This is a genomic window from uncultured Nevskia sp., assembly GCF_903885465.1.
Classification (GTDB): Bacteria; Pseudomonadota; Gammaproteobacteria; order Nevskiales; family Nevskiaceae; genus Nevskia.
Genome location: NZ_CAISIQ010000066.1, coordinates 1 through 25,276 on the forward strand (window position 1 = coordinate 1; position 25,276 = coordinate 25,276).

Annotated in this window: 15 protein-coding genes; 11 read left to right on the top strand and 4 right to left on the bottom strand. The window is 65.0% G+C overall.

The window, feature by feature from the left end:
• Positions 1–171 precede the first annotated feature (171 nt).
• Entirely contained in the window at positions 172–2,778 is a 2,607-nt protein-coding gene (locus QZY06_RS02320; RefSeq protein ID WP_295679652.1) for an alpha/beta hydrolase fold domain-containing protein, read from the top strand.
• A 31-nt stretch (positions 2,779–2,809) separates the two neighbouring features.
• Positions 2,810–3,298: a nuclear transport factor 2 family protein gene (locus tag QZY06_RS02325; protein ID WP_295679655.1), complete on the top strand. Its 489-nt coding sequence runs from the start codon at positions 2,810–2,812 to the stop codon at positions 3,296–3,298.
• A 117-nt stretch (positions 3,299–3,415) separates the two neighbouring features.
• Here the strand turns inward: QZY06_RS02325 and QZY06_RS02330 are convergent, their stop codons facing one another.
• The 4 genes from QZY06_RS02330 to QZY06_RS02345 all read right to left on the bottom strand — a co-directional run bounded on the left by QZY06_RS02330 (position 3,416) and on the right by QZY06_RS02345 (position 8,272).
• Positions 3,416–5,161 carry a PQQ-dependent dehydrogenase, methanol/ethanol family gene (locus tag QZY06_RS02330; protein WP_022975670.1) on the bottom strand — a complete coding sequence of 582 codons (1,746 nt, stop codon included), beginning with the start codon at positions 5,159–5,161 and terminating at the stop codon, positions 3,416–3,418.
• A 62-nt stretch (positions 5,162–5,223) separates the two neighbouring features.
• Positions 5,224–5,838, bottom strand: a complete 615-nt coding sequence (locus QZY06_RS02335; protein ID WP_295679658.1) for a Rieske (2Fe-2S) protein — start codon at positions 5,836–5,838, stop codon at positions 5,224–5,226.
• Between the two features lie 17 nt (positions 5,839–5,855).
• Entirely contained in the window at positions 5,856–7,292 is a 1,437-nt protein-coding gene (aldA, locus tag QZY06_RS02340) for an aldehyde dehydrogenase (RefSeq protein WP_295679660.1), read from the bottom strand.
• A gap of 128 nt (positions 7,293–7,420) precedes the next feature.
• On the bottom strand, positions 7,421–8,272 hold the full coding sequence (locus QZY06_RS02345) for a transporter (protein WP_295679661.1): 852 nt from the start codon (positions 8,270–8,272) through the stop codon (positions 7,421–7,423).
• 625 nt (positions 8,273–8,897) lie between these two features.
• Here QZY06_RS02345 and QZY06_RS02350 point away from each other — a divergent pair.
• From QZY06_RS02350 to QZY06_RS02390, 9 genes are all read left to right on the top strand, one after another.
• On the top strand, positions 8,898–11,066 hold the full coding sequence (locus QZY06_RS02350) for a TonB-dependent receptor (RefSeq protein WP_295679664.1): 2,169 nt from the start codon (positions 8,898–8,900) through the stop codon (positions 11,064–11,066).
• Positions 11,067–11,245: 179 nt separating this feature from the next.
• Positions 11,246–13,111, top strand: coding sequence for a hypothetical protein (locus QZY06_RS02355; protein ID WP_295679666.1), 1,866 nt, complete (start codon positions 11,246–11,248; stop codon positions 13,109–13,111).
• Positions 13,112–13,113: 2 nt separating this feature from the next.
• Complete coding sequence (locus QZY06_RS02360; RefSeq protein ID WP_295679668.1) at positions 13,114–14,892, top strand: tetratricopeptide repeat protein; 1,779 nt, start codon at positions 13,114–13,116, stop codon at positions 14,890–14,892.
• Entirely contained in the window at positions 14,889–16,637 is a 1,749-nt protein-coding gene (locus tag QZY06_RS02365; RefSeq protein ID WP_295679671.1) for a hypothetical protein, read from the top strand. Before QZY06_RS02360 ends, QZY06_RS02365 begins: the two co-directional genes overlap by 4 nt.
• 2 nt (positions 16,638–16,639) lie before the next feature.
• Positions 16,640–18,670, top strand: coding sequence for a tetratricopeptide repeat protein (locus QZY06_RS02370; RefSeq protein ID WP_295679673.1), 2,031 nt, complete (start codon positions 16,640–16,642; stop codon positions 18,668–18,670).
• A 5-nt stretch (positions 18,671–18,675) separates the two neighbouring features.
• A complete protein-coding gene (locus QZY06_RS02375; protein WP_295679683.1) occupies positions 18,676–20,415 on the top strand; it encodes a tetratricopeptide repeat protein in 1,740 nt (579 codons plus the stop codon).
• A 20-nt stretch (positions 20,416–20,435) separates the two neighbouring features.
• Positions 20,436–22,493, top strand: a complete 2,058-nt coding sequence (locus QZY06_RS02380; protein ID WP_295679676.1) for a hypothetical protein — start codon at positions 20,436–20,438, stop codon at positions 22,491–22,493.
• A complete protein-coding gene (locus tag QZY06_RS02385; protein ID WP_295679678.1) occupies positions 22,490–24,517 on the top strand; it encodes a tetratricopeptide repeat protein in 2,028 nt (675 codons plus the stop codon). The genes QZY06_RS02380 and QZY06_RS02385 overlap by 4 nt, the downstream gene beginning before the upstream one ends.
• Before the next feature lie 71 nt (positions 24,518–24,588).
• A partial coding sequence (locus QZY06_RS02390) for a DUF5117 domain-containing protein (RefSeq protein WP_295679680.1) occupies positions 24,589–25,276 on the top strand: 688 nt, incomplete at its 3' end.

Consider the following 25,276-nt stretch of genomic DNA (forward strand, 5'->3'; position numbering starts at 1 on the left):
CTGGGCAAAAACGACCTCCGCCGCAACGACCAAAGTAATGTCAACAGACCCTTGATCAATGCGGAATTTGCCAGATTATTTGCGGATTCTGCCAAGTCCTGGGCAGCGTCGCCGGACATCCTAGCGCCAGCTCGCTCATCAGAGGCGGCTCATACGCGTGAGGAGAACAGCATGAACCAGCAGTTCGACGTCGTCGTCATCGGAGCCGGCTTCGCCGGTTTGTACGCCACCCACCGACTGCGTGACGATCTTGGACTCAATGTCCTTGGCATCGACGCCGCTGGCGGCGTGGGTGGCACCTGGTACTGGAACCGTTATCCCGGTGCGCGTTGCGACATCGAATCGGTCCACTACTCGTACTCGTTCTCCGACGAGCTCCAGCGCGAATGGCAATGGTCCGAGCGCTACGCCGGCCAGCCGGAGATCCTGCGCTACCTCGAATTCGTGGCGGACAAGTTCGATCTGCGCCGCTCCTTCCGGTTCGGACAGCGCGTCACCTCGATGGTCTGGAGCGAGGTAGATGCGCGCTGGACGGTGAGCACGGACACCGGAGAAACCATCGTCGCGCGCTTCGTCGTTGCCGGCAGCGGCAACGTGACGGTGCCCAAGTCGCAGGCCGAATTTCCCGGCTTCGAGCGCTACAAGGGGCCGGTGTACTTCACCGGCAGCTGGCCACACGAGGGCGTCGACTTCACCGGCAAGCGGGTCGGTGTGATCGGCACCGGATCGAGCGGCATCCAGCTGATTCCGCAGATCGCGAAACAGGCCGCGCAGGTGACCGTTTTCCAGCGCACGCCGAACTACGCGGTGGCGATGCAGAACAAGAAGCTCACTCCCGAGCAGCAGCAGTGGAACGCAAAGAACGCGCAGCAGCTGCGCGACAAGTCGCGGCTGCGTTTCCTCGGCGTGCCCTACCAGAACCCCGAACCCAGTGCGCTGGAGGTCAGCCCGGAAACGCGGCGTGCGCGCTACGACGAGCTGTGGGAAAGGGGCGGCTTCAACCTGCTGGTATCGAGCTATGGCGACCTGCTGACCGATGAGCGCGCCAACGCCACCGTGGCGGAGTACGTGCGCGGGAAGATCCGCGAGAAGGTCAATAACCCTGCGGTGGCCGAGATCCTGTGCCCCACGGATCATCCGTATGCGACCAAGCGGCCGACCGTCGAAGAGGGCTACTACGAGGCCTTCAATCGCGAAAACGTCAGCCTGATCGACCTGCGCGCCACGCCGCTCGAGGAAGTGACCGAGAAAGGAATTCGCATCGGCGGCAAGGAGCACGAGTTCGATGCGATCGCGCTGGCCACCGGCTTCGACGCGGTGACCGGCGCGCTGCTCGCGCTCAACATCGTGGGCCGCGACGGACTGCGTCTGCAAGATCGCTGGGCGCATGGTCCCCGGACCTACCTCGGCATCGCCAGCGCCGGGTTTCCCAACCTGTTCACCATCACTGGCCCGACCAGCGCCGTCATCCTCTACAACAACCCGCTGGCGATCGAGGATCATGTCAACTTCGCGGTCGACGCGATTCGGCATGTACTCGACAAGGGCGCGAAGACCTTCGAAGCGGACGAGGCGGCGGAACTGGCCTGGTTCAAGATGGTCAGCGACACGCTCAACATGACGCTCTTCCCGCGCGCCAACTCCTGGTACATGGGCGCCAACATTCCCGGCAAGCCGCGCAGCGTGTTCATGTTCGCCGGCTCGGCGCCGCTGTACCGCGAAATGTGCAGGGACGTGGTGGACAACGGCTACGCGGGCTTCCGCATCGACGGTGCACCGGCAGACCGCGTGCCGCCGATGGTCCGCATCGACGCCGGTGCGGCACTCGTGGTGGGCGCCATGTTGATGGAGGAAGCCAAGCCGCTCGAGGAATGCTCGGTCGACGAGGCACGCAGCGTGGTCGAGAGCTTCATCGGTCTGCAGAAGCCGGTGCCGGCGTCCGTCGAACGGATCGAGACCACCTATCCCGGTCCCGCAGATGCGCGTCCGGTCTACATCTATCGGCCCAGGAACGCGAAAGGACCGCTGCCGGTGATCGTCTATCTGCACGGCGGCGGATTCATCGCCGGCAGCATCGACATGTGCGCCGGTGTCTGTGGTTGCATGGCCGACGATCTGCAGGCAATCGTGGTCGCGCCGAGTTACCGGCTGGCGCCGGAAGCGCCGTTCCCTGCGGCGACGGATGACAGCTTCGCGGCCCTGAAGTGGACGGCTGCCAACATCGCCCGGCACGGCGGCGATCCGAAGCGACTCGTCGTGATGGGCGAAAGCGCAGGCGGCTCGCTCGCTGCCGTCGCGGCCCAGCGGGCGCGCGATGAAGGTGGTCCTGTGCTGAGCGGCCAGGTGCTGCTCTATCCGACGATGGATGCTGAAGCGAACACGCGTTCGAGAGTCGAGTACGCCAACGGGCCGGTGCTGAAGACCATCGCTGCGCTGGGTATGTGGGGCGCCTACCTCGGCGACATAGCCAAGGCCGCGTCGCCACTGGCTTCCCCGGGCCGCGCAAAGTCGCTGGCTGGTCTTGCGCCCGCGTTGATCCTGTCTGCGGAGTGCGATCCGACCTGCGATGAAGGCGAGGACTACGGCCGTGCGCTGCAGGCGGCTGGCGTGCCCGTGCGCATCCATCGCCTGGAGGGGCTCGTTCACGCCGTGTTCTACATGTCCCGCTATGTTCCGCGGGCGGCCGAGATCACCCAGCAGATCGCCGCGTTCCTGGCGTCACTGCAGGTGAAAAGCGAGGTGAAAGGCAAAGCGCCCGAAGCCGAGACGCTGGTCTGAGCCGCTGCTCCTCTGGACGGAGAATCCTGTCATGTCGAACACCAGCGTTGAAGACGAACTGGCGATCACCCGCACGATCCAGTTGGTCGCGCGTGCCTACGATCACAAGCGGCATCGCGAATTGCTTCCCAGGGCATTCGAGCAGAACGCCCGGCAGCACTATTACCTGTTGGGTCAGTTCGTCGAGTTCTCGATGCCGGGAGGCATCGATGTCGCCATATCGTTCCACGAGCGCTGTTATGCGACGCAGCATCTGGTCTCGCCGCCGGTGATCGAATTCGAGAGCGATGGCAAGCTCGCGCGCACCACCAGCACCGTGCATGCGGTGCACGTGCAGATCCTGAAGGACGGAACGCGCGCCAACTGGATTCTGGGCGGCTACTACCACGACCTGCTCGCGCGTCATCCCGAGGGTTGGCGCATCCGCGAGCGGACGGCGATCGGCAGCTACGAGGAAGGCCGATTCTTCGAAGACGCGCAGGTGTTTCCGACACTGGCCGATTACACCAAGCCGCTTTGACAGACATCAACGTCGTGGTCGGCTGAATCCCGTCAGCCTTGGCAGGAACATTCACTGACAAGGACAAGCCGCCCGATCCTCTTCTGAGCACCGGGCGGCTCGAAGCACCCTCGACGATCAGTTGCCGAGTGCGAACACCCAGACGCTGCCGCCTTCCGGAACCTTCTCATCCCAGCCGGCCAGGCCATGCATCTTTCCCTGGATCCACTGGGCATCGACGCCGTAGCCGGAGACCACGGCGATGTACTGCTTGCCGTCGATCGAGAAGCTGCTGGGCGGCGAGATGATGCCGGACGGAGTGGGGAACTCCCACAGCAGCTTGCCGGACTTGGCATCGTAGGCGCGGAACATCTTGTCGTTGGTGCCACCGGCGAACAGCACGCCGCCGGCGGTGGTCAGGATCGAGCCCCAGTTCCACGAATGTGCGTACTTCTCGCGCCAGACTTCCTTGCCGCTGTTGATGTCCCAGGCCTGGATGCCGCCGATGTGGTCGAAGCCCTTCTTCACCGACAGGTCGAGCCGGTTGATGTCGACACCCGCTGACCAGGTGCCGGGGATGATCGGCTGGATCATGCCGGTGAGGGTCAGGCAGTGGTTGTCGTTGTACGGGATGTAGAGCATCCCGGTGTCCGGGTTGTAGGCTTCGAACGGCCAGTCCTTGCCGCCCCAGAGGCTCGGGCAGTAGGTATGAGTTTCATTGGTGTGCGGCTTGTGGTCTTCGTTGTAGGTCGGGCGGCCGGTCTTGGCATCGACGCTGGTGAACACCGTGTTGGTGACGTAGGGCTCGGACTTGTTGTAGGTGATCTTGCCCTTGGCATCACGGTCCAGCCAGTAGATGCGGCCGTTGCGCTGGGCGCTGACCATGCCGGTCACTTTCTTGCCGTTCTTGGTGTACTCGACCAGGGTTGGCGCGTTCATGCCGGCCCAGTCCCAGGAGTCGTTCCAGTGGTACTGGAAGTGGCTCTTGATGTCGCCGGTGGCGGGATCGAGTGCCAGCACCGAAGCCAGGTACAGATTGTCGCCCGGGCGCTGATCGCCGAGCCACGGCGCGCCGTTGCCGACGCCCCAGTAGATGACGTCGTTCTTCGAGTCGTAGTTGCCCGGCATCCACATGGTGCCGCCGCCTTTCTTCCAGGCGTCCTTCCACTCGCCGGTCTGCGGCCAGGTTTCCGAGCCTTTCTCGCCCGGTGCCGGCACCGCGTAACGGGTCCAGGCCAGCTTGCCGGTTTCGGCGTCGAAAGCCTTGAGGAAGCCGCGCACGCCGAACTCGCCGCCGGACGGGCCGATCAGCACCTTGCCCTTGACGATCAGCGGAGCGGAGGTGATGTAGGCGCTCTCGGTTTCCCAATCGCAGACCTGCGCATCCCAGAGCAGCTTGCCGGTCTTGGCGTCGAGCGCGCTGAGCATGCAGTCGACGCTGCCGACATAGACCTTGTCCTTCCACAGCGATACGCCGCGGTTGGTGCGGTGCAGAGCGCCGATGCCTTCCGGCACTTCACGCTGGAAGTGCCACAGCGGCTTGCCGGTCTTGGCGTTGTAGGCGAACACGTGGTTGTGCGGCGTGGCCACGAACATGTATTCGCCGTTGACGATCGCCGGCGCCTCGTGACCGGAGTTGACGCCGGTGGCCGAGGACCAGACCGGCTTCAGCTTGCTCACGTTTTCGGTGGTGATCTGATTGAGCTTGCTGTAGCTCCAGCCCTCGTAATTGCCCTTGGTCAGCAGCCAGTTCTCGGCTTCCGGATTGGTCAGCCGGGCATCGGTGACCAGCTTGTAATCGGGCAATGCGGGGACGGGCGCAGCAGCGAACGCTGCGGATGTGATGACTGCGGTGAACGCAGCCGTGATCAATGACACTTTCATCGTTATTTTCTCCTCCTGGTGAAGCTTTTGATGGGTGCTTGTTTGTCTGTCGGGATGCGGAATCAGGTCGGCGGGCCCAGCGGGCCGTCGAACTTGCCGGTGACGATCACCGCGCCGTCCTTGATCGCCAGCGGCAACATCGCCAGCCGGCGCTGGGCCGGGCCGTTGGTCACCACGCCGCGATCGGCGGCGTTGAACACCGAGCCGTGGCAGTTGCAGACGATCTGCGTCTGGCTCGGGTGCAAGGTGGTGATCGGGCAGCCGTAGTGCGTGCACAGCGACGAGTAGGCGACGATGCCGTCGGCCGAATTCGCAGCGCTGGCAGGCTTGAGGTCATCCGGTTTGAGACGGATGACGGTCAACATGCTGGCCTTGGCCACCAGCGCTTTGCCGGTGGCCGTGTCCATCGGATAAGCCAGGGTCGGCGGCTCGCCGAACTGGATATCGGCCGGCAGGATTTCCTGGCCGGCCTTCGGGCCGAGCATGAAAGCCAGCTTGTCGCCGGGCTGCGGTTTCAGGCTGCGGGCAGCGGTTGCGTCCTGCGTCATGGCCGGCAGGCTGGTCGCGGCGAGTGCTGCCAGGCTCAGTGCACCGGTCAGCATCTGGCGGCGGCCGCTGTTGGTCGGCAGCTCGGCCGCGCAGCAGGCGCAGGCATCGTGTGGGCTCGGTTTGCTCATCGTGATGAGTCCTCTGTTCAGGACGTCTGCAGGTAGACGACGTGGGTTTCGGTGAACTCGAGCAGGCCGTGATGGCCGTCGGCACCGCCGATGCCGGATTTCTTGCGGCCGGCGTGGAAGCCCTGCATCGCTTCGAAGTGCTCGCGGTTGATGTAGGTCTCGCCGAACTGCAGTTCGCGGACCGCCTTCATCGCGGCGTTGATGTCGCGCGTGAAGATCGACGAGGTGAGCCCGTAGTCGGAGTCGTTGGCGCGGGCGATGGCTTCGTCGAGGTCGTCGACGATCTGCAGCGGCAGCACCGGGCCGAAGATCTCGTCACGCATGATCGCCATGTCGGAGGTGCAGCCGGCGACCACGGTCGGCAGGTAGTGGTAGCCGCGTGCGAGATCAGCCCGCTTGCCGCCGGTGAGCACTTCGGCACCTGCGGCTCGAGCGCTGTCGACCAGCTGCTCGACCTTGGCCAATCCGGCCTGATTGACCAGCGGGCCCATGTCCAGCGTCTCGTCGGCCAGCGGATCACCAAAACGCGTCGCGGCCATGCGCTGCACCAGCTTCTCGGTCAGCGCTTCGGCGATGCCGCGCTGCACATAGACCCGCTCGACGCAGTTGCAGACCTGTCCGGTGTTGATCACCCGCGAGGCGACCAGGGCGTTCGCTGCCAGATCGAGATCGGCATCGTTCAGCACGATAGCCGGGGCCTTGCCGCCGAGTTCGAGATTGACCCGCGTCAGATTCGGAGCGGCGGCCTGCATGATGCGGATGCCGGTGCCGACGCTGCCGGTGAAGGTGATCAGGTTGACGCCCTTGTGCGCGGTCAGCGCCGCGCCGACGCTGGCACCGCCGCCACACACGAGGTTGAACACGCCGGGCGGCAGATCGGTCTCGGCCAGCAATTTGGTGAAAGCGAAGGCGTTGAGCGGCGTTTCCTCGCTGGGCTTGATCACCACGGTGTTGCCGGTGATCAGCGCCGGCGCCATCTTCCGGGCGATCAGGAAAAACGGGAAGTTCCACGGCAGGATGCCGGCGGCCACGCCCAGCGGCTTGCGCAGCAGGAAGATGTGCTCGCCGACTCTGTCGCTGGTCAGCACTTCGCCATCGAGACGGCGCGCCCATTCGGCGGTGTAGTCGATGTAGTCGGCGGTGAAGTTCACTTCGACCCGCGCCAGCGGCATGACCTTGCCCTGCTCGCGGGCAATGATCGTCGCCAGCATCTCGACGTTCTCGCGCAGCTTCGCGGAGATCTTGCGCAGGTAGCCGGCCCGCTGGATCGCCGGCAGCTTTTCCCAGGCGGGCTGTGCACGCCGGGCGGCGGCCACGGCTTCGTCGACGACCTCGGCACCGGCATCCGGCACCCGGGCGATCAGCTCGAAGGTGGCGGGGTTGTGGACCTCGATAGTGTTGCCGCGATGGGCGACGAAGCGGCCGTCGATGTAGTTCTGATACTCGCTGGACATTTTTGGGGGTTCTCCTTGGGAAGTGCTGGGCGGCGCGCGGCGACAGCCGTTCGCCGCGTGGGCTCAGGGCGTGCCTGGCGGCCGGGTTTTCGGGGAACTGGATCGGTAGCGCGGGTGGGGCGCCCGGCTCACCAGACGTAGGCGTACTTGACGTTCAGGCTGTCGTTCTGCGAATGGCTGGCGCCGTCGACGGTGGTCGAATAGCGCAGCGCGATCGACTGGTTGTCGAAGGTGTGCAGCACCACGCCGGCACCGACATCGAAGGCCCAGCTCTTCGGTGCGCCGTTCTTCGCGCCGTTGTACTCGTAGTCGAGACCGAAGAACGGTTCGAAGTACTTGGCGATGCGGTAGCCGAAGCGGTTGTTGGTGTGCCAGGTCACGGCGGGCTTGATGCCGTTGGTGCGCTCGCCCTGCCAGACCAGACCGCCGTTGCCGGTGACCTGGAACTTGCCGCCTTTCCAGTTCCACAACAGGCTGGTCAGGTTCTTCCAGTTGGTGTCGCTGACCGAGTCATTGCCGACCGGCACGACGAGGAACGACTGGACGCCGAGCGTCGAACTGTCGGTCGGCCGATACCAGGCTGCGAAGCCGGTCAGCGGATCGCCGAGGCCGCCGGAGTAGGAGCCGCCCGCCTCGTTGCGGACGCCGATCTCGGGCACGATGATTTCGTAGGCGAGGCCGATCTTCCGGTTCCATTCCGGCGACCAGAAGCGCACGTACTTGGACAGACCGGAGATCAGCTGGCTGCCGTCGCCGTCGACCTTGTTGCCGCTGGCATCACGGACCTTTTCGTTGTCCTGCACGGTGGCGTACTGGACGAAGACGTTGAACGGCTTGAAGTCCACCGGCAGGTCGTACTCGCCCGGGCCGATGACGTCGAAGGTGATCGCCGCAGCGGGACCCGAGGCGCATAGCGACAGCAAGGCCGTACCGAGCGCAGTGGAAATCTGCCGGAACCGGCCATTGAGAATTCTGGACATCGTGTTGCTCCTCCTTCACGTTTTTATGGACGCCTCCGAGGTCAAGAACCTGGGGGCGTGCCGTCTGGCGGCGTCATCAAAGGGGCAACCGATATGCCATCGGTCACAGCGGCCGTGACAGCGCGTGTAGCCGCCGGCAAGTGCTTGTCGGCAATGGCTTTATTCGGGGCATCAGGCGGGACGGTGGTCGCCTTCGAAAGCGACAGCTGTCGCTGCAGCGGGGATTTGTCGCGGCGTCGCGGACATGGGCTGCGATAGCTGTCGCAGGCGGAGTCGCGACGGAAGCCACATGCTGGGACGGGGAGTTGTCGCCGTGTGTCGAGGCCTGCAGGCGCAAGTCCGTGCTGCGGCTCGACATTCCGGCGACGTGAGACAGCGGCGTGGCAAGCGCGGCCGGCAGCGGCATGTCGCTTGCGCTAGTGCAGCGCACCCAACGAAGCGTTGGTGAAGTGGCAATGGATCGTGGTGCGAATCAAGGCGCGATGAGGAGCCATAGTGGTTCTATGGCGACGATTCGCAACGCGGAGTCGCGCCGCGAGACGCGGCACAGCGCTAACGATTTGTTGGACGCGCTGTACTAGGGGTAGGCATTCAACAGAACAACCAGAACAACGAACGGGGCGACATGGACAAGCAACAGGAATTAGCCGAGCGCTCGGCGCGGATCGCAGCGGCGCTGACGGCGATCACGCTGCTGGCAGGCGGCGGCTCGGCGTTTGCCGAGGAGGTGCCGGAAGCGGTGCCGCAGGAACGGGGCGAGCACGTCGAACAACTGCCGGCCGTCGTCGTGACCGGTACCAGCACGCCACGGCCTGAGTCGCGGACGGCGGCGGCAGTCGGCGTCGTCGACGCGTTGATGCTCAAGAGCGGCCGGCCGCAGATCAATCTCGCCGAAACGCTGAACAGCGTGCCCGGCGTCGATGTCCGTGACCGCCAGAACAGCGCCCAGGATCTGCAGATCCAGATACGCGGCTACGGCGCACGCTCGACCTTTGGCGTCCGCGGCATCCAGCTGCGGGCCGATGGCGTGCCGCTGACCGCGCCGGACGGGCAGGGGACAGTATCGAACCTGCTGATCGGCTCGCTCGATCGCATCGAAGTGCTGCGCGGGCCGATGGCCTACCAGTACGGCAACAGTGCCGGCGGCGTGATCGCGGCGTACAGCGCGGCATCGCCGGACAAGCTCGGTGGCGAAGCGACCTTCAGTGGCGGCAACAACGGCAGCTGGCGCGAGGCGCTGGCGATCGGCGGGAGAGTTGCCGACCAGAAGCTCGGCTACCGGGTAGATCTCGAACGCTACGACATCGGCGGCTATCGCGATCACAGCAAGGCGCAGCGCAATGTCGGCGCGCTGAACGCGCGTTACGACCTCGGCGGTGGCCAGCAACTGCGCCTGCTCGCCGGCGCGCTCTGGGGCGGTGATGCGCAGGACCCGCTGGGTCTGACCCGGCAGCAGTTCGAGCAGAACCCGAAGCAGGTCGCGGCCGTCGCCGAGACCTACAACACCCGCAAGAACACCGACGACTGGCGCGCCGCGATGGGCTACAGCGGCCCCTGGTCACCGAATGCCGATTGGGATCTGATCGTCTACGGCAGCGGCCGTCGGATCGAGCAGTTCCTGTCGATCCCGAAAGCAGCGCAGGCATCACCGGCGCGGGCTGGCGGTGTCGTCGATCTGAACCGCAGCGGTGTCGGCTTCGATGCCCGCAGCACCTGGCGGCTCGGTGATCTGAGCTTGAGCACCGGCCTGCAATACCAGCTTGCCGATGAACGCCGCCGCGGCTACGAGAACTTCATCGGCGACACGCTCGGCGTGCGCGGTGCCTTGCGCCGTGACGAAGGCAACGATCTCTACAACTTCGATCAATACCTGTTCGCCGAGTACGCGCTGTCCGAGCGCTGGCGGCTGAGCGGCGCGGTACGCCACAGCCAGGTCTCCTTCAAGTCCAAGGACGACTACATCCGCGAAGGCAATCCGGACGACAGCGGTTCCACCGATTTCTCGGCGACCCTGCCGGTCGCCAGCCTGGCCTTCCAGCAGACCGAGACGCGCCTGTTCTACTTGAGCGCCGGCATCGGTTTCGAGACGCCCACCTTCAACGAACTGTCCTACCGCAGCGATGCCGAAGGCGGCCTCAATCTCGATCTCGATTCCTCGCGCAGCCGCAGCGTCGAACTGGGCGTCAAGCAGCAGCTCGGCTCGCGCGGTTTGCTGACAGTGGCGGTGTTCAACATCGACGCCGACGACGAGATCGTGCCAGCCGCCACCATCGACGGCCGCGCCAGCTTCCAGAACGCCGGCACCACGCGCCGCCGCGGTGCCGAGCTCGGCCTTGTCTTCAGCCTGCCGGCCGATCTGCGCCTGCAAGTCGCGGCGAATCATCTCGACGCCAAGTTCACCGAGGCCTACAGCTACAGCAATGGCGCCAGCACGGTCATGGTGGCGGATGGCACGCCGATTCCCGGTGTCGCCAGCAACAGCGTCTACACCGAACTGAGCTGGCACCGCGGCCGGCCGGGCTGGGCCGGCGCGCTCGAAGCCCGCTACTCCGACGAGGTGCCGGTCAACGATGTCGCCAGCGATTCGGCGCCGAGCTACACGGTGGTCAATGCCAGCGTTGCCTACCGCCTGCTGACCAGCCGTGGCGATCTCGAAGCCTTCGTTCGCGTCTACAACCTGTTCGACCAGCGCTACGCCGGTTCGGTGATCGTCAACGACAGCAACGGCCGCTATTTCGAGCCGGCGCCGGACCGCGGTTTCCATATCGGCCTGACCTGGCGCTGGGGTTCTTGAGGCAGCGCACAAAGTGTCTCTAGCTCGGTCGCCGACAATCCAATCAACACGATAAACTCGCCAGCGACGCTATCGGCATCAATGCCGCCACCGTCGCGACCGCGTTTCCAGGCCGTGCTCCCACTGCCGAAGACCCACGATCCCCACTACCAGAAAGTCAGTACCGGGACGCCGCCGAGATGCCGCTGAAGTCGACTTTTCTGGGCGAACTCCAGCGCCGCAACGTCCACCGCGCCGCGATGTTCTACGCGGCGGCGGCCTGGCTGCTGGTGCAGATCGCGACCCAGGTCTTTCCGTTCTTCGACATCCCGAACAGCACGGTGCGGATCGTCGTCATCGCCGTGGTGATCGGCTTCCCGTTCGCGATGCTGTTCTCCTGGTTCTACGAGTGGACGCCGCAAGGCATCAAGCGTGAGAGCGAGATCGTCCACAGCGATTCGATCACGCGCGAGACCGGCAAGAAGCTCGACAAGAAACTTGATCGGGCGATCATCGCGGTGCTGAGCGTGGCGGTCGTGCTGCTGCTGGCGAACAGCTTCGCGCCGCACAAGGACGCCAGTTCCCTTGCTGCTGCGCCGGCGGCGGCGTCTACATCGCTTGCAGTCTCCAAATCCATTGCCGTGCTCCCGTTTACCGATCTGAGCCCGGGCAAGGACCAGGAGTATTTCTCGGACGGCATGGCCGAGGAACTGCTGAACGCGCTGGCCAAGGTCAAGGATCTGAAAGTGGCGGGCCGGACTTCGTCGTTCTCGTTCAAGGGCAAGAACGAGGACCTGCGCGGCATCGGCAAGGCGCTGGGCGTGACCACCATCCTCGAAGGTTCGGTGCGCAAGCAGGGCGACAAGGTTCGCATCACCGCGCAGTTGATCCAGACCGACGACGGCTTTCATCTCTGGTCGGAAAGCTACGACGGTGATCTGAAGGACGTATTCGAGCTTCAGGAGCGCATCGCCCGTGCGATCACCGATGCGCTGAAGATCGTGCTGGTCGGCGAGCAGCAGCAGCGGCTGGTGCCGGTGGCAACCAGCGATCCCGAGGCTTATGCCCTGTTTCTGAAGGCGACCAAGGTTTTCAACCTTCGTGACGGGGCTCATTTCCCCGAGGCGATCGCCGGCCTGAATGAGGCGATTCGTCTGGATCCGAAGTACGCCCGTGCCTATGCGCGACTGGCCGCGCTGCACGCCATTGCGATCAATTACACCGCAATGGAGGTGGACGACGCCTGGGCTACGGCCGAGCGCAATGCGCGGATGGCGATCGAGCTCGATCCCTCACTCGCCGAACCGCATGCCGCGCTGGGTCAGGTCTACAACCAGCAGCGCCGAATGCTCGCGGCACGGACGTCGCTGGAGCATGCGGTAGCGCTCGACCCGACGGATGTCACCGCCCAGTTCTGGTTGGGCACCGTACTGATCGCCACCGGCTACACGGCGCAAGGGACCGCGCAGCTGGACCGGACTCTGGCCATCGACCCGCTGCTGCCGAATGCCCTGGGCTGGCGCGGTGACGAGTACCTCAATGTCGGCGATCGCGACAACGCGCGCCGCGTGTTGCAGCAGTCCGCCGATGCCGGGCTTTCCTTTGGCGAGCAGCGGCTGTCCTGGCTCGCGCACGCCGAGAGCCGGGACGCCGATGCCATCGCCTACTCGACGCGGGGCATGCGGATTTTTCTCGGTGGCTTCCCCGGCGACGCCAGCGAGATTCTGGCCCGCGGGCTATTCGGTGAAGCCGCCGAGCGCGCCAAGGCAGTGGCGATGATCGACACCTATCTCGCTGCCAAGTCCGGGACCCTCGCCGGTGCCGCGCCCTATGGCCTGCTCCTGCTCGGCGAACCGGCGCGGGCGCTGTCGATCGCGCAGCGCGCGCCGACCAATAACGACGCCTTGTTCCTCCAGATGCTCTGGTCGCCACAGGGATCAGTCGCGCGCAAGCTGCCGCAGTTCCCGGAGTTCGTCCGCAAGGTCGGCCTGAGCGAACTCTGGGATCAGTACGGCCCACCGGATCGATGCCAGCGCAAGGCGCCGGGCGACTACGTCTGCGACTGATCATGAGCGCTTCCAACTTCGTCGCCGAACTGCAGCGCCGCAATGTCCATCGCGCAGCGATGTTCTATGCCGCTGCAGCCTGGCTGCTGGTGCAAATCGCGACCCAGGTGTTTCCGTTCTTCGACATCCCGAACAGCACGGTGCGGATCGTCGTCATCGCCGTGGTCATCGGCTTTCCGTTCGCGATGCTGTTCTCGTGGTTCTACGAATGGACGCCCCAGGGCATCAAGCTGGAAAGCGAGATCGACCGCAGCGAGTCGGTGACCAGACAGACCGGGCGCACGCTCGATCGCTGGATCATCGCGGTACTGGCGCTGGCTGTGGTGCTGCTGCTCGCCAACACGCTGCTCGGCCGTAACTCAGCACCGGTCGAACTCGACCGCTCGATCGCGGTGCTGCCTTTCGCCAACACCAGCGGCGACGCATCCAACGAGTATTTCTCCGACGGATTGTCGGAAGAGATGATCTCCTCGCTATCGCGGCTGCAGAGTCTCAAGGTCATCGGGCGCACGTCCTCGTTCCGCTTCAAGGGCAGCACCGACAGCAGCCAGGCCATCGGCAGCGCGCTGGGCGTTGTCTACCTGCTCGAAGGCAGCGTGCGCAAATCTGCCGACCGTGTGCGCATCGCGGTGGCACTGCTGAAGGCCGCCGACGGCGCCAATGTCTGGTCGGAAACCTACGACCGCGATCTCAAGGACATCTTCGCGCTGCAATCGGAAATCGCCGGCGCCGTCGCCGACCAGCTCAAGCTGACCTTGCTCGGCAACAACGCGCAGCTGGTGCAGGCACCCAGCGCAGCAACGCCGTCCAACCACAACGTCGCGGCCTACACCGCGTTGCTGCAGGGGAACTACTACTCCAATCGGCAGACACAGGGCGACTATCGCAAGGCGGTCGAGTTCTACGACGAGGCGATCCGGCTCGATCCCGAATACGCGCTCGCCTACTCGGGGCTCGCCACCGCCTGGAGCGATCTGGGCTCGATCTGGCTCGGTGGCGCCGAGGCGCGCGCCGCTTATGACCAATCGCGCGCCGCCGCGCAGACCGCTGTACGGCTCGCGCCGGATCTGGGCCAGGCCCACCTGACGCTGGGCGATCTGCTGTTCAATGACGTCATGGATTTGCCGGCGGCAGGTGTGGAATACCAGCGCGCGGTCGCACTGGCGCCGACCGAGGCCCTGCCCAAGGCCGCACTGGGTTACTGGCTGGCCGCGCATGGGCGCTACGAAGAGGCCCTGTCCTCGATGCGTGCCAGCCTGGCGATCGATCCGCTGCACACCGAAACCTACGTGTTCTACGGCCGTACGCTGCTCACCTTGGGCCGTATCGACGAAGCCGATGCGGCGGTGCGCAAGGGCATCGAACTGCAACCGCAGGCGGCGCGTCTGCATGCACTGGCCGCCGAGATCGCGCTGGCGCGGGGGCAGACCGCACAGGCGATGACCGAGGCTCAACGTGAGGGAGAGGGGTTCTGGCGCGACTTTGCCGTGACGCTCGCCCTGCAGAAACAGCCCGATCGCAGCGCAGCCGACGCGGCCTTGCAGAAGTTCATCGCGCAATACGGCGATATCGGTGGCAGTCAGATTGCCATCATCTACGCGCTGCGCCGCGAGCCCGACGCCATGTTCGCCTGGCTGGATCGCGGCTACACCTCGCGTGATCCGGGTGCCGTGATGCTGCCATTCATTAACCCCCACATGGTCGCGTACAAGGAAGATCCTCGTTTCATTGCTTACTGCCGCAAGACCGGCCTGATCCCACCATCGCAGGCCGCGCCATGACTGCCGCGTCGCTGTTCGTCGAGCTCAAGCGTCGCAATGTCCACCGGGCCGCGATGTTCTATGCCGCCGCGGCCTGGCTGCTGGTGCAGATCGCGACGCAAGTCTTTCCGTTCTTCGACATCCCGAACAGCACGGTGCGGATCGTCGTCATCGCCGTGGTCATCGGCTTTCCGTTTGCGATGCTGTTCTCGTGGTTCTACGAGTGGACAGCGAAGGGCATCCAACTGGAGAGCGAGATCGATCGTAGTGAATCGGTCACACGCGAGACCGGCAAGGCACTGGATCGCTGGATCATCGCGGTGCTCGGTCTGGCCGTCGTGGTGCTGCTCGCCAACACGCTGTTCGGCCATAACATCGCGCCGGTGGAACTCGACCGCTCGATCGCGGTGCTACCGCTGATCAACGAGAGCGGCAACCCTGAAGACGAATATTTCTCGGACGGCTTGTCGGAGGAGTTGATCGCTGCGCTGCTGCAGATCGGCGATCTCAAGGTCATCGGCCGCAGTTCCTCGTTCCGTTTCAAGGGTGGCAATGAGGACAGCAAGACCATCGGCGAAAAGCTCGGCGTGAGCACGCTGTTGGAAGGCACGGTGCGCCGGCAGGGCGATCGCGTGCGCATCGTCGCGCAGTTGGTCAATGCGCGAGACGGGCGAGGGCTCTGGGCGCAGACCTATGACCGCGAGCTCAAGGACATCTTCGCGGTGCAGGCCGAGATCGCGCAGGCCGTGGCTGCATCGCTGAAGCTGAGCCTGCTCGGCGATGCGGCGAAAGCGCGTCAGGATGCCGCACCGCTCAATGCGGAAGCCCACAGCGCCTACCTGCAAGGTCACTTCTATTACGAGCGCACCAACGTTGCGGATTTCCGCAAGGCCGTCGACTACTTCGATCAGGCGATCCGGCTCGATCCCGAGTACGCGCTGGCGTATGCGGAGCGCTCGGAAGCCTGGAGCTGGATCGCCGATCAGGATGTTGAACCGCACCCGGATGCCTTCGCTGCCGCTCGCCGTGATGCCGAGAAAGCCGTGGCGCTCGACCCGAATCTGGCCGAGGCGCGCACCACCCTGGGCTGGCTGCGTTTCTTCGTCGACTGGAAGATCGACGAGGCGGTGATCGAATTGCGCAAGGCCAAGCAGCTGTCGCCGTTCAATGTCCGCGCCAACTACACGCTGGCGCGCGTGCTCGGCTATACGGGTCAGTTCGAAGAGGCCGAAGCGCTGGCCCGGCTCTCCGTGGAACTCGACCCGCTTTCGGCCAACGCCCGTCGTGACCTGGCACGCGTGCTCTACGTGGCCGGCAAGAACGACGAGGCGATAACGCAGGGACAGAAGATGGCGGAGTTGCAGCCCACCGCGGGTTCCAGTCGCCGCTGGCAGGTGCTCGCCGCCTTGGTCAAAGGCGACAGCGAGACGGCGCTGCGTGAAGCGCTGCTGGAGCCGAGCCCGAGCTATCGCCGCTTCGAACTGGCCTTGGCTTACTACGCGCGCGGCGACAAGGCTACCGCGGACGCCTCGCTGGCGGCGTTGATCGAGAAGGACAGCCTGATCGGCGCTTATCAAATTGCCCAGGTCTACGCCTGGCGCGGCGAAGCCGATCAGTCATTCGCATGGCTGCTACGCGCTTACGACCAGCACGACACCGGAACCCTGAACCTGTACGCCGATCCGCTGATGCGCGGCCTGCGCAGCGATCCCCGCTATGCCGCGATGTTGGTGAAGATGGCCTGGCCCGATGCAGTGCCGAAATGACCATGTCCGCAAACTCCTTTCTCAGAGAACTGCAGCGCCGCAACGTCCATCGGGCCGCGATGTTCTATGCCGCAGCCGCCTGGCTGCTGGTTCAGGTGGCGACGCAAGTCTTCCCGTTCTTCGACATCCCGAACAGCACGGTGCGCATCGTCGTCATCGCCGTGGTGATCGGCTTTCCGTTCGCGATGCTGTTCTCCTGGTTCTACGAGTGGACGCCGCAGGGCATCAAGCTGGAAAGCGAGATCGACCGCAGCGAATCGGTCACCCGCCAGACCGGCAAGACGCTGGATCGCTGGATCATCGCGGTGCTGAGCCTGGCGGTGATCGTGCTGCTCGCCAATACCTTCGTGCTGCGTGATGCGACCAACCCCGCCGCCGATCGCAACAGCGGCAGCTACGACAAATCCATCGCCGTGCTGCCATTCGATAACCTGAGCCGCGATCCCGACAACGCCTACTTCGCCACCGGCATTCAGGACGAGATCCTCACGCGCCTGTCGAAGATCAGCGCGCTGAAGGTGATTTCCCGCACATCGACGATGCGCATCGCCAGCAAGCCCGAGAACCTACCGGAACTGGCACGCCTGCTCGGTGTGTCGGCGATTCTCGAAGGCAGCGTGCAGAAAGCCGGCGATACCGTGCACATCAACGTGCAGCTGATCCGCGCCGCGACCGACGAGCACCTGTGGGCCGAGAGCTACAACCGCAAGCTCGATGATGTCTTCGCGGTGCAGGGCGAAGTGGCGCAGGCGGTGGCCGATGCGCTCAGTGCGACGCTGACCGGCGCGGAACGCCAGCTGGTCGCCGCCAAGCCGACGACCAACGCCAAGGCCTACGAGTTCTATCTGCGCGGTCTGGCGATGGAGGGGCGCTTCACGTCGTTGGGCAACGAGATCAGCGCGCGTGCCGCGGCCTATCAGTCCGCGGTGGATCTGGACCCGCAGTTCGCGGTGGCCTGGGCGCGTCTGGCAGCAGCCCATACCGAGCTGTACTTCAACGAGCAGCGCACGCCGCAGTTGCTGAAGAAGATCGAGTACGCGCTCGATCAGGCCACCCGGCTGGCGCCGCAGACCAGTGAAACCTGGGAGGCGCTGGGCCTGTACCGCTACTACGTGCTCGGCGACTACGACGCAGCGTTTGCAGCCTATGCCAAGGCTCGTGAAACACGTCCCAGCGACGGCTCGCTGGTCTATCCGCAGGGCAATATCCGACGCCGCCAAGGCCGTTGGGAAGAAGCGCTCGCGCTGCAGACGCGCGCCGCCGAACTTGATCCGCTGAGCACCAATACCTGGATCAATATCGGCATCACCTTGCGCGGTCTGCGCCGCTACGACGAAGCGCAGGCTGCGCTCGATCGCGGGCTGGCGGCGGCACCCGGCGATACCGAACTGCTGACGCAGAAGATTTTTACCTACCTCGCTTCCGGCCAGCTCGACGCTGCGGACCGGCTGTTCGCTCAACTGCCGCCGGGCCCGTTGCCCTTCATCCTTGCCGGCGCCCGTTACCAGACGTTCCTGCTCAAGCGCGACTACGCCGGCGGCATTGCCTTGGTGCAGCAGGTCCTGCAGCACCGCGAAGCATTCCAGCCGTGGGAACTGGCCCAGATCGACTGCGGGCTCGGCGAGCTGGAACGCTACGCCGGCGCACGCGAGGCGGGCTTGAAACATCTGACCGAATGCCGCGATCAGTTCGTCGCGATCCTCGACAGTGGCGACAGCACGCCGTGGAACTACCCGCCGTTGAGTCGGGCCGCTGCACTGCTCGGCGACCGTGCGGCTGCCGCGCGCTACGCCGAACTCGGCGTCAAGACGCTGGCCAATGACGCGATCGGCAATCCGATCGCCGCGGAAGCGCAGGCCCTGGTGTTGCTGCAGGCGGGCGACAAGGCGCAGGCGATCGCCCGGCTGCGTGATGCGCTCGGCCGGCCCAATCCCAATGGCAGCTCGCTGGCCATCGTGCGTCTGGACCCGCTCTGGGATCCGCTGCGCGCCGAGCCGGCGTTCAAGCAGCTGCTGAGCGAGCCGGCACCGTGAGCGCCATGAGTGGCTTTCTGGGCGAACTGCAACGCCGCAACGTCCACCGAGCCGCGCTGTTCTATGCCGGCGCGGCCTGGCTGCTGGTGCAGATCGCGACGCAGGTGTTTCCGTTTTTCGACATCCCGAATGCGACGGTTCGCATCGTCGTCATCGCGGTGGTCGTCGGCTTTCCGTTCGCGATGCTGTTCTCGTGGTTCTACGAATGGACGCCGCAGGGCATCAAGCTTGAAAGCGAGATCGATCGCAGCGAATCGGTCACCCGGCAGACCGGCAAGACCATGGATCGCTGGATCATCGCCGTGCTGGCGCTGGCCGTGGTGCTGCTGGTGGCCAACACGGTGGTCGGGGGCAAGCGGGCATCGGGCGACATCGATCGCTCGGTCGCCGTGCTGCCGCTGATCAACGAGAGCGGCGATCCGGCCAATGAATATTTCTCCGATGGCCTGAGCGAGGAGCTGATCACCGCACTCGCGCAGATCGGCGATCTCAAGGTCATCGGCCGCAGTTCCTCGTTCCGCTTCAAGGGCGGTGCCGAGGGCAGCCGGGTCATCGGCGAGAAGCTCGGGGTGGCCACCTTGCTCGAAGGCACGGTGCGCAAGCAGGGTGATCGCGTGCGCATCGTCGCCGAGCTGATCAACGCTGCCGATGGCCGCGCGCTGTGGTCGCGCAGCTACGACCGTGAGCTCAAGGACATCTTTGCCGTGCAGAGCGAGATCGCCAGCGCGGTGGCGGTGGCGCTGAAATCGGCGCTGTTCGCGACCGCGCCGAAGCCGGTTGTGCCGGAGATCAAGGTCGACGCCCACAACGCCTATCTGCAGGCGCGCTTTTATTGGCAGCGCTTCAGCGAAAAAGACTTGGTCAAGGCCATCCAGTATTACGACGAAGCCATCCGCCTCGAGCCGGCTTACGCCCAGGCCTACGCGGAGCGTGCCGAGACTGCGATCAGCGTCGCCGACCTGATCGCGGATAGCGGCCGCAAGGCCGGCATTTACGCCGACGCCCTGCGCGATGCCCGAAAGGCCGTGGAACTTGCGCCGGAGCTCGCCGAGGCGCACGCCGCGCTGGGCTGGGCATTGTTCCTGGGCAACTGGCAATTCAGCGAAGGACTCGCCGAACTGGAGCGCTCGGCGCAGTTGTCTTCGAGCAATGCCACCGCGCACAAGCTGCTGGGCCGCGTGCTGATGTACATGGGACGCTTCCCGGATGCCGAAGCGGCAGCCCGGCGGGCGGTCGAGATCGATCCCTTGATGGCCACTGCCCACCTGGCGCTGGCGCGCGTGCTGTTCACCATGGAGCGTCTGGATGAAGCCGATGCCGAGGCGCGCAAGGCTGCAGAGTTGCAACCGGGATCGACATCCAGCCATCGCTGGCAGGTATTCGTCGCCGTGCTTCGCGGTGACGGCGAGACGGCGCTGCGTGAAGCGCAGCTGGAGCCCAACGAGGGCTTTCGCTTGTGCTCCCTGGCGCTGGCTCAGGCTGTTCGCGGCGACCGTGCCGCCTCCGATGCGGCGCTGGCGCAATTGATCGCCATGGGCGAGCAGAGCCTTGCCTACCAGATCGCTGAAGTCCACGCCTGGCGCGGCGACAAGGATGCGGCCTTCGAATGGCTGCAGCGGGCTTACGACAGCCACGACGGCGGCATCCTGAGCCTGCCGAGCGATCCCCTGCTGAAAGGCTTGCGCAGCGATCCGCGTTACGCCGAACTGCTCGCCAAGCTGGGGCTGCCGGATCCCGGCCAATAGCCGGCACCGGATCCGAACCCATGACGTCCTTCCTCACCGAACTGCAGCGCCGCAACGTGCACCGCGCGGCGCTGTTCTATGCCGGCGCGGCCTGGCTGCTGGTGCAGATCGCCACCCAGGTGTTTCCGTTTTTCGACATCCCGAATGCGACGGTTCGCATCGTCGTCATCGCGGTGGTCGTCGGCTTTCCGTTCGCGATGTTGTTCTCGTGGTTCTACGAATGGACGCCGCAGGGCATTAAGCTTGAAAGCGAGATCGATCGCAGCGAGTCGGTCACCAAACAGACTGGCAAGACGCTGGATCGCTGGATCATCGCGGTGCTGGCGCTGGTCGTGGTGTTGCTGCTGACTGATCGGCTGACGCCGAGCAAGGCCGCTGCCGGGCTTGCCGACAAATCGATTGCCGTGCTGCCGTTCGAGAACCTGTCGGCAGAACCAGCGAACGCATTTTTCGCCAACGGCATTCAGGACGAGATCCTGACCGGCCTGGCCCGGATCGGCGATCTCAAGGTCATCTCGCGGACCTCGACGCAACGCTACTCGAGCCGTCCGGGCAATATCGCCGAGATCGCCAAGGAACTCGCCGTGGCTCACATCCTCGAAGGCAGCGTCCAGAAATCGGCGAACCGCATCCGCGTCAACGTCCAGTTGATCGATGCCGCGACCGACAACCACCTCTGGGCCGAGACCTACGATCGTGAACTCGATGACGTGTTCGCCGTGCAGAGCGAGGTTGCGCAGAAGATCGCCGCGTCGCTGAAGGCGAAGCTGACGCCTGCCGAGCGCGTGGCCCTGACCACGTCACCGACTGCCAATCCTGCGGCTTATGCCTTGTACATGAAGGCACGCGCATCGAGCGGGCAGATGAGTCGACAGGAGATCGACCAGAAGATTGCCATCTACCGGGAAGCGGTCGCGCTGGATCCCGATTTCGCATTGGCCTGGGCGGAACTTTCGCGCTACGCGAGCGTGGCCGTCTGGGGTGGATACGGCGATGACCAGCTGGCGCTCGAAGGCCAGGCGGCGCTCGATCGTGCCACCGCGCTGGCGCCGGAACTGCCGCAGGTTGCCAAGGCCCGCGCCGTGTTCCTGTACTACGGACGCCGCGATTACGCCGGGGCGCTGACCACGCTCGAGCCGGTCAAGAAAGCCTTGCCCGGTGACTTCGATGTCTGGCTGCTGTCGGGCCTGCTCGAGCGCCGTCTGGGCTTGTGGCAGCAGGCGGTTGCCGATTTCGAGCGCGCCCGGCTGCTGGCACCCAAGGATGATTTCGTGATCTTCACCGTGGCTGCCACCCAGGCCCTGATCGGCCACTACGACGCAGCGCTGGCTCTGCTGGCCGAGACCCGGCTCGGGCTCGATGCCGACGTTCCCAGCGCGCTGTGGATCAGGCCGCAGTGCCTGTGGGTCCTCGGCCGGCTCGACGATGCCGAGCAAACGCTGGCGCAGATGCCGGCCGGTCTGCCCGCCGTGCAGTCCTTGCAGGGCTTGCAGGCGCTCTATCGGCGTGACTATCCGGTAGCGATCGAACAGTTCCGCAAGGCCGTCGCCAGCAAGGCCGATCTGGACTGGGATCTGAGCTTTTCCAGCTACATTCCGGCGCGAATCGAATGGCAGCTGCGGCTGGCGATGAGCGAACAGCTTGCCGGCGCGACCGAGCAGGCGCGGGCCGACTACGAACAGGTGAAGGCGCTCGCGACCAGCGCACTGGCGGTGAAGCAGAAATCGGCCAACCCGGAAGCCGCCTGGCGTTCGGCAATGGCGATCGCCCTGGCGGGCCTGGGAGAAACTGCTGCCGCGGTCGAACAGGCGCAACAGGCAATCGCCACGCTGGCCGATGCCAACGATGCCCTCGAAGGTCCTGGCTGGCAGTACTACCTAGCCGTGACCTATGCGATGACCGGCGATGCCGCGAAGGCCGTGGCTATCCTCGACCGTCTGCTGCACAGACCGAGTTCGCTGCTGACCGTCGAACTGCTGAAGCTCGATCCGATTTGGGATCCGCTGCGCCAGGACGCGCAGTTCCGCAGCTTGCTCGTTGAAGGCAAGGCGAAGACGGCGGCGGTCGCTGCGCCATGAGCAAGCGATCCTTTTGGGGCGAGTTGAAGCGCCGCCACGTCTACAAGGTAGGCGCGATGTACGCCGTGGGCGGCTGGTTGCTGGTGCAGATGGCGACCCAGGTGTTTCCGTTCTTCGATGTGCCGAATGCGGCGGTCCGGCTGGTGGTGATCGTCGTCGTGCTCGGCTTTCCGATCGCGCTGGTGCTGGCCTGGCTGTATGACCTGACGCCGCAGGGCATCGTCCGTACGCCGGATTCTGCTGACGACGAGGCCGCCGTGGTCCTGCCGGTGCGGCTCGGCAATGGTCGGAAACTGAGCATCGCATTGGCCGGCCTGCTGCTGCTCGCGCTGGCTTTCGTCGTTGCCGAGCGCACCGTGCTGCGCCCGGCGGATGCACCGCTTGATCGCTCGCTGGCAGTGCTGCCGTTCGAAAGCCTGTCCGACGACAAGGCCAATGCCTACTTCGCGCAGGGCATTCAGGACGAAATCCTGACCCGGTTGTCGCGGGTCGGCGCGCTGCGGGTGATCTCGCGCAATTCCACCGCCAGCCTCGACAGCAAGCCCGGCGATCTCCCGGGCGTCGCCCGTCGTCTCGGTGTCGCCCATCTGCTGGAAGGCAGCGTGCAGAAGGATGGCGACACGGTGCGGATCAATGTCCAGCTGATCCGCGCCGATACCGACGAGCATCTGTGGGCGGAAACCTACGATCGCAAGCTGGACAGCATTTTCGGCGTCGAAGGCGAAGTGGCGCAGGCGATTGCCGATGCGCTGAACGCCCGCCTGACCGGTGCCGAGACCAAGGCGCTGGACCAGGCCGCCACTCGCAATGCCGCCGCCTATGACGCCTACCTGCGCGGCCTGTCCTACGAGCTGCGCTTCAGCGGCAATCAGGACTATCTCGATGCCCGTCGCCATTACCGCGAAGCGGTGAAAGCCGATCCGCAGTTCGCGCTGGCCTGGGCGCATCTGGCGACGACGGTCAGCTATCTCTATCTGAATGGCTTCGGCCATGACGCCCCGGGGCTGGCCGAACTGCGCGAGGCTGCCGATACGGCGATGCGCCTGCAGCCGGATCTGGGCGAGTCCTGGCTGGCGCGCGGCTACTACTTCTACCGCGGGCTCGGCGACTTCGATGCCGCGCTGGCAGCGTTCGAACAGGCAAGACGCCGGCTGCCGAACAGTGCCGATGTCAACGCCGCCATTGCCTATGTCCTCCGCCGGCAGGACAAGATGGGTCAGGCCATTGCCAATCTGCAGCGGGCCACCGAACAGGATCCGCGCAACATCAGCCTCTGGATCGGCATCTCCGAAACCGAAGCAGCCTTGCGCCGTTACGACGCGGCGCAGGCGGCGGTCGATCGGGCGATCGCGATCAGTCCCGAAAATCTCGGCCTGACCGCGCAGAAGACCGGCTTCTACCAGTTCGAAGGCAAGCTCGATCGAGCGCAGACCATCATCGATGCCATGCCCGCGGCAGTGTCTGCGCAGACCTTGCCGGTCGTCGGAACGCAGCTGCTCTACCGGCGCCAGTATCTGGCGGTGACCGAGCTGGTCAGGAAGCTGCTCGACACACCCGGCATCGAGCTCGGTGACCAGATCATCGGCCTGCAAAGCTTGCTCGGCGGCGGCTACTACTTCGCCGGTATGCGCGAGGAAGCTGCGGCGGCCTTCACGGCGGGCAAGACCAAGGCGCTGGAGCTGCGCGCCAAGGGTATGGAAAGCGCCGGCTTTGCCTGCAATCTCGCGATCATCGAAGCCGGCCTGGGTCAGCGCGCCGCAGCGCTGGAAGAAGGCCAGGCTTGCTTGCGCTCGAATCGTGACGATCGCTGGCAGGACGCGCTCGATGAATTCGCGATGGCCAAGATCGAAGCCCTGGCCGGCGAGCGCGAGGCGACCTTGAAGCGGCTGGAAAGCCTGACCTCCACCGCCAACGCCTTGAACCCCGGCGATCTGCGCTACAGCCCGATCTGGGACGGCGTGCGCGACGATCCGCGCTTCCAGAAAGTGCTGACGGCGAGCAGTCTGCCGCTAGCCGGAAACTGAAGCTGCGGGCCGTTGGCACGCTGCGCGCATGCCTCAGGCTCGATGAATCCAACACTTTCTGGGACCCAGCTATGCCCCGCATCGCCCGCCATCTGATCCTCGCCGTCATCGTCTGGGCTACATGTGCTGCCGCGTCATCAGCCGCTGCGCCAGAGAAGAGTAGTGCGCAGGGCTTGCCATCGATCGCCACGAAGACCAAGGGCACGCAGCGCTTCGAGGGCTTCCTGCCGCTGTACTGGAACAGCGACGAAGGCAGGCTCTATCTGGAAATCCCCAAGCCGGAGATGAGCCTGCTGTACCTGACGACCCTGACCCAGGGCCTCGGCTCCAACGATGTCGGCCTCGATCGCGGTCAAGTCAGTGACGCGAAGCTGGTGCGCTTCGAGCGCATCGGCCCGAAGGTATTGCTGGTGCAGCCCAACCTCGGCTTCCGCGCGGTCAGCGACAGCGTCGACGAGCGCCGCGCCGTCGAGCAGTCATTCGCAGAATCGGTGTTGTTCGGCTTCACGGTGGTGGCGGTGGAAGGCGAGCGGGTGCTGGTCGATGCCAGCGATTTCGCGGTGCGTGACGGACATGGCGCCATCGCTTCGATCGTCGAGGCCAAGCAGGGCAGCTACACGTTCGACAAGGAGCGCAGCGCGGTCTATCTGCCGGGCACCAAGGCTTTTCCGCGCAATACCGAAATCGAAGCGACGGTGACCTTGGCGGGCGAGGGCAGTGGCCAGTTCGTCAAGGACGTGACGCCGACGCCACAGGCGA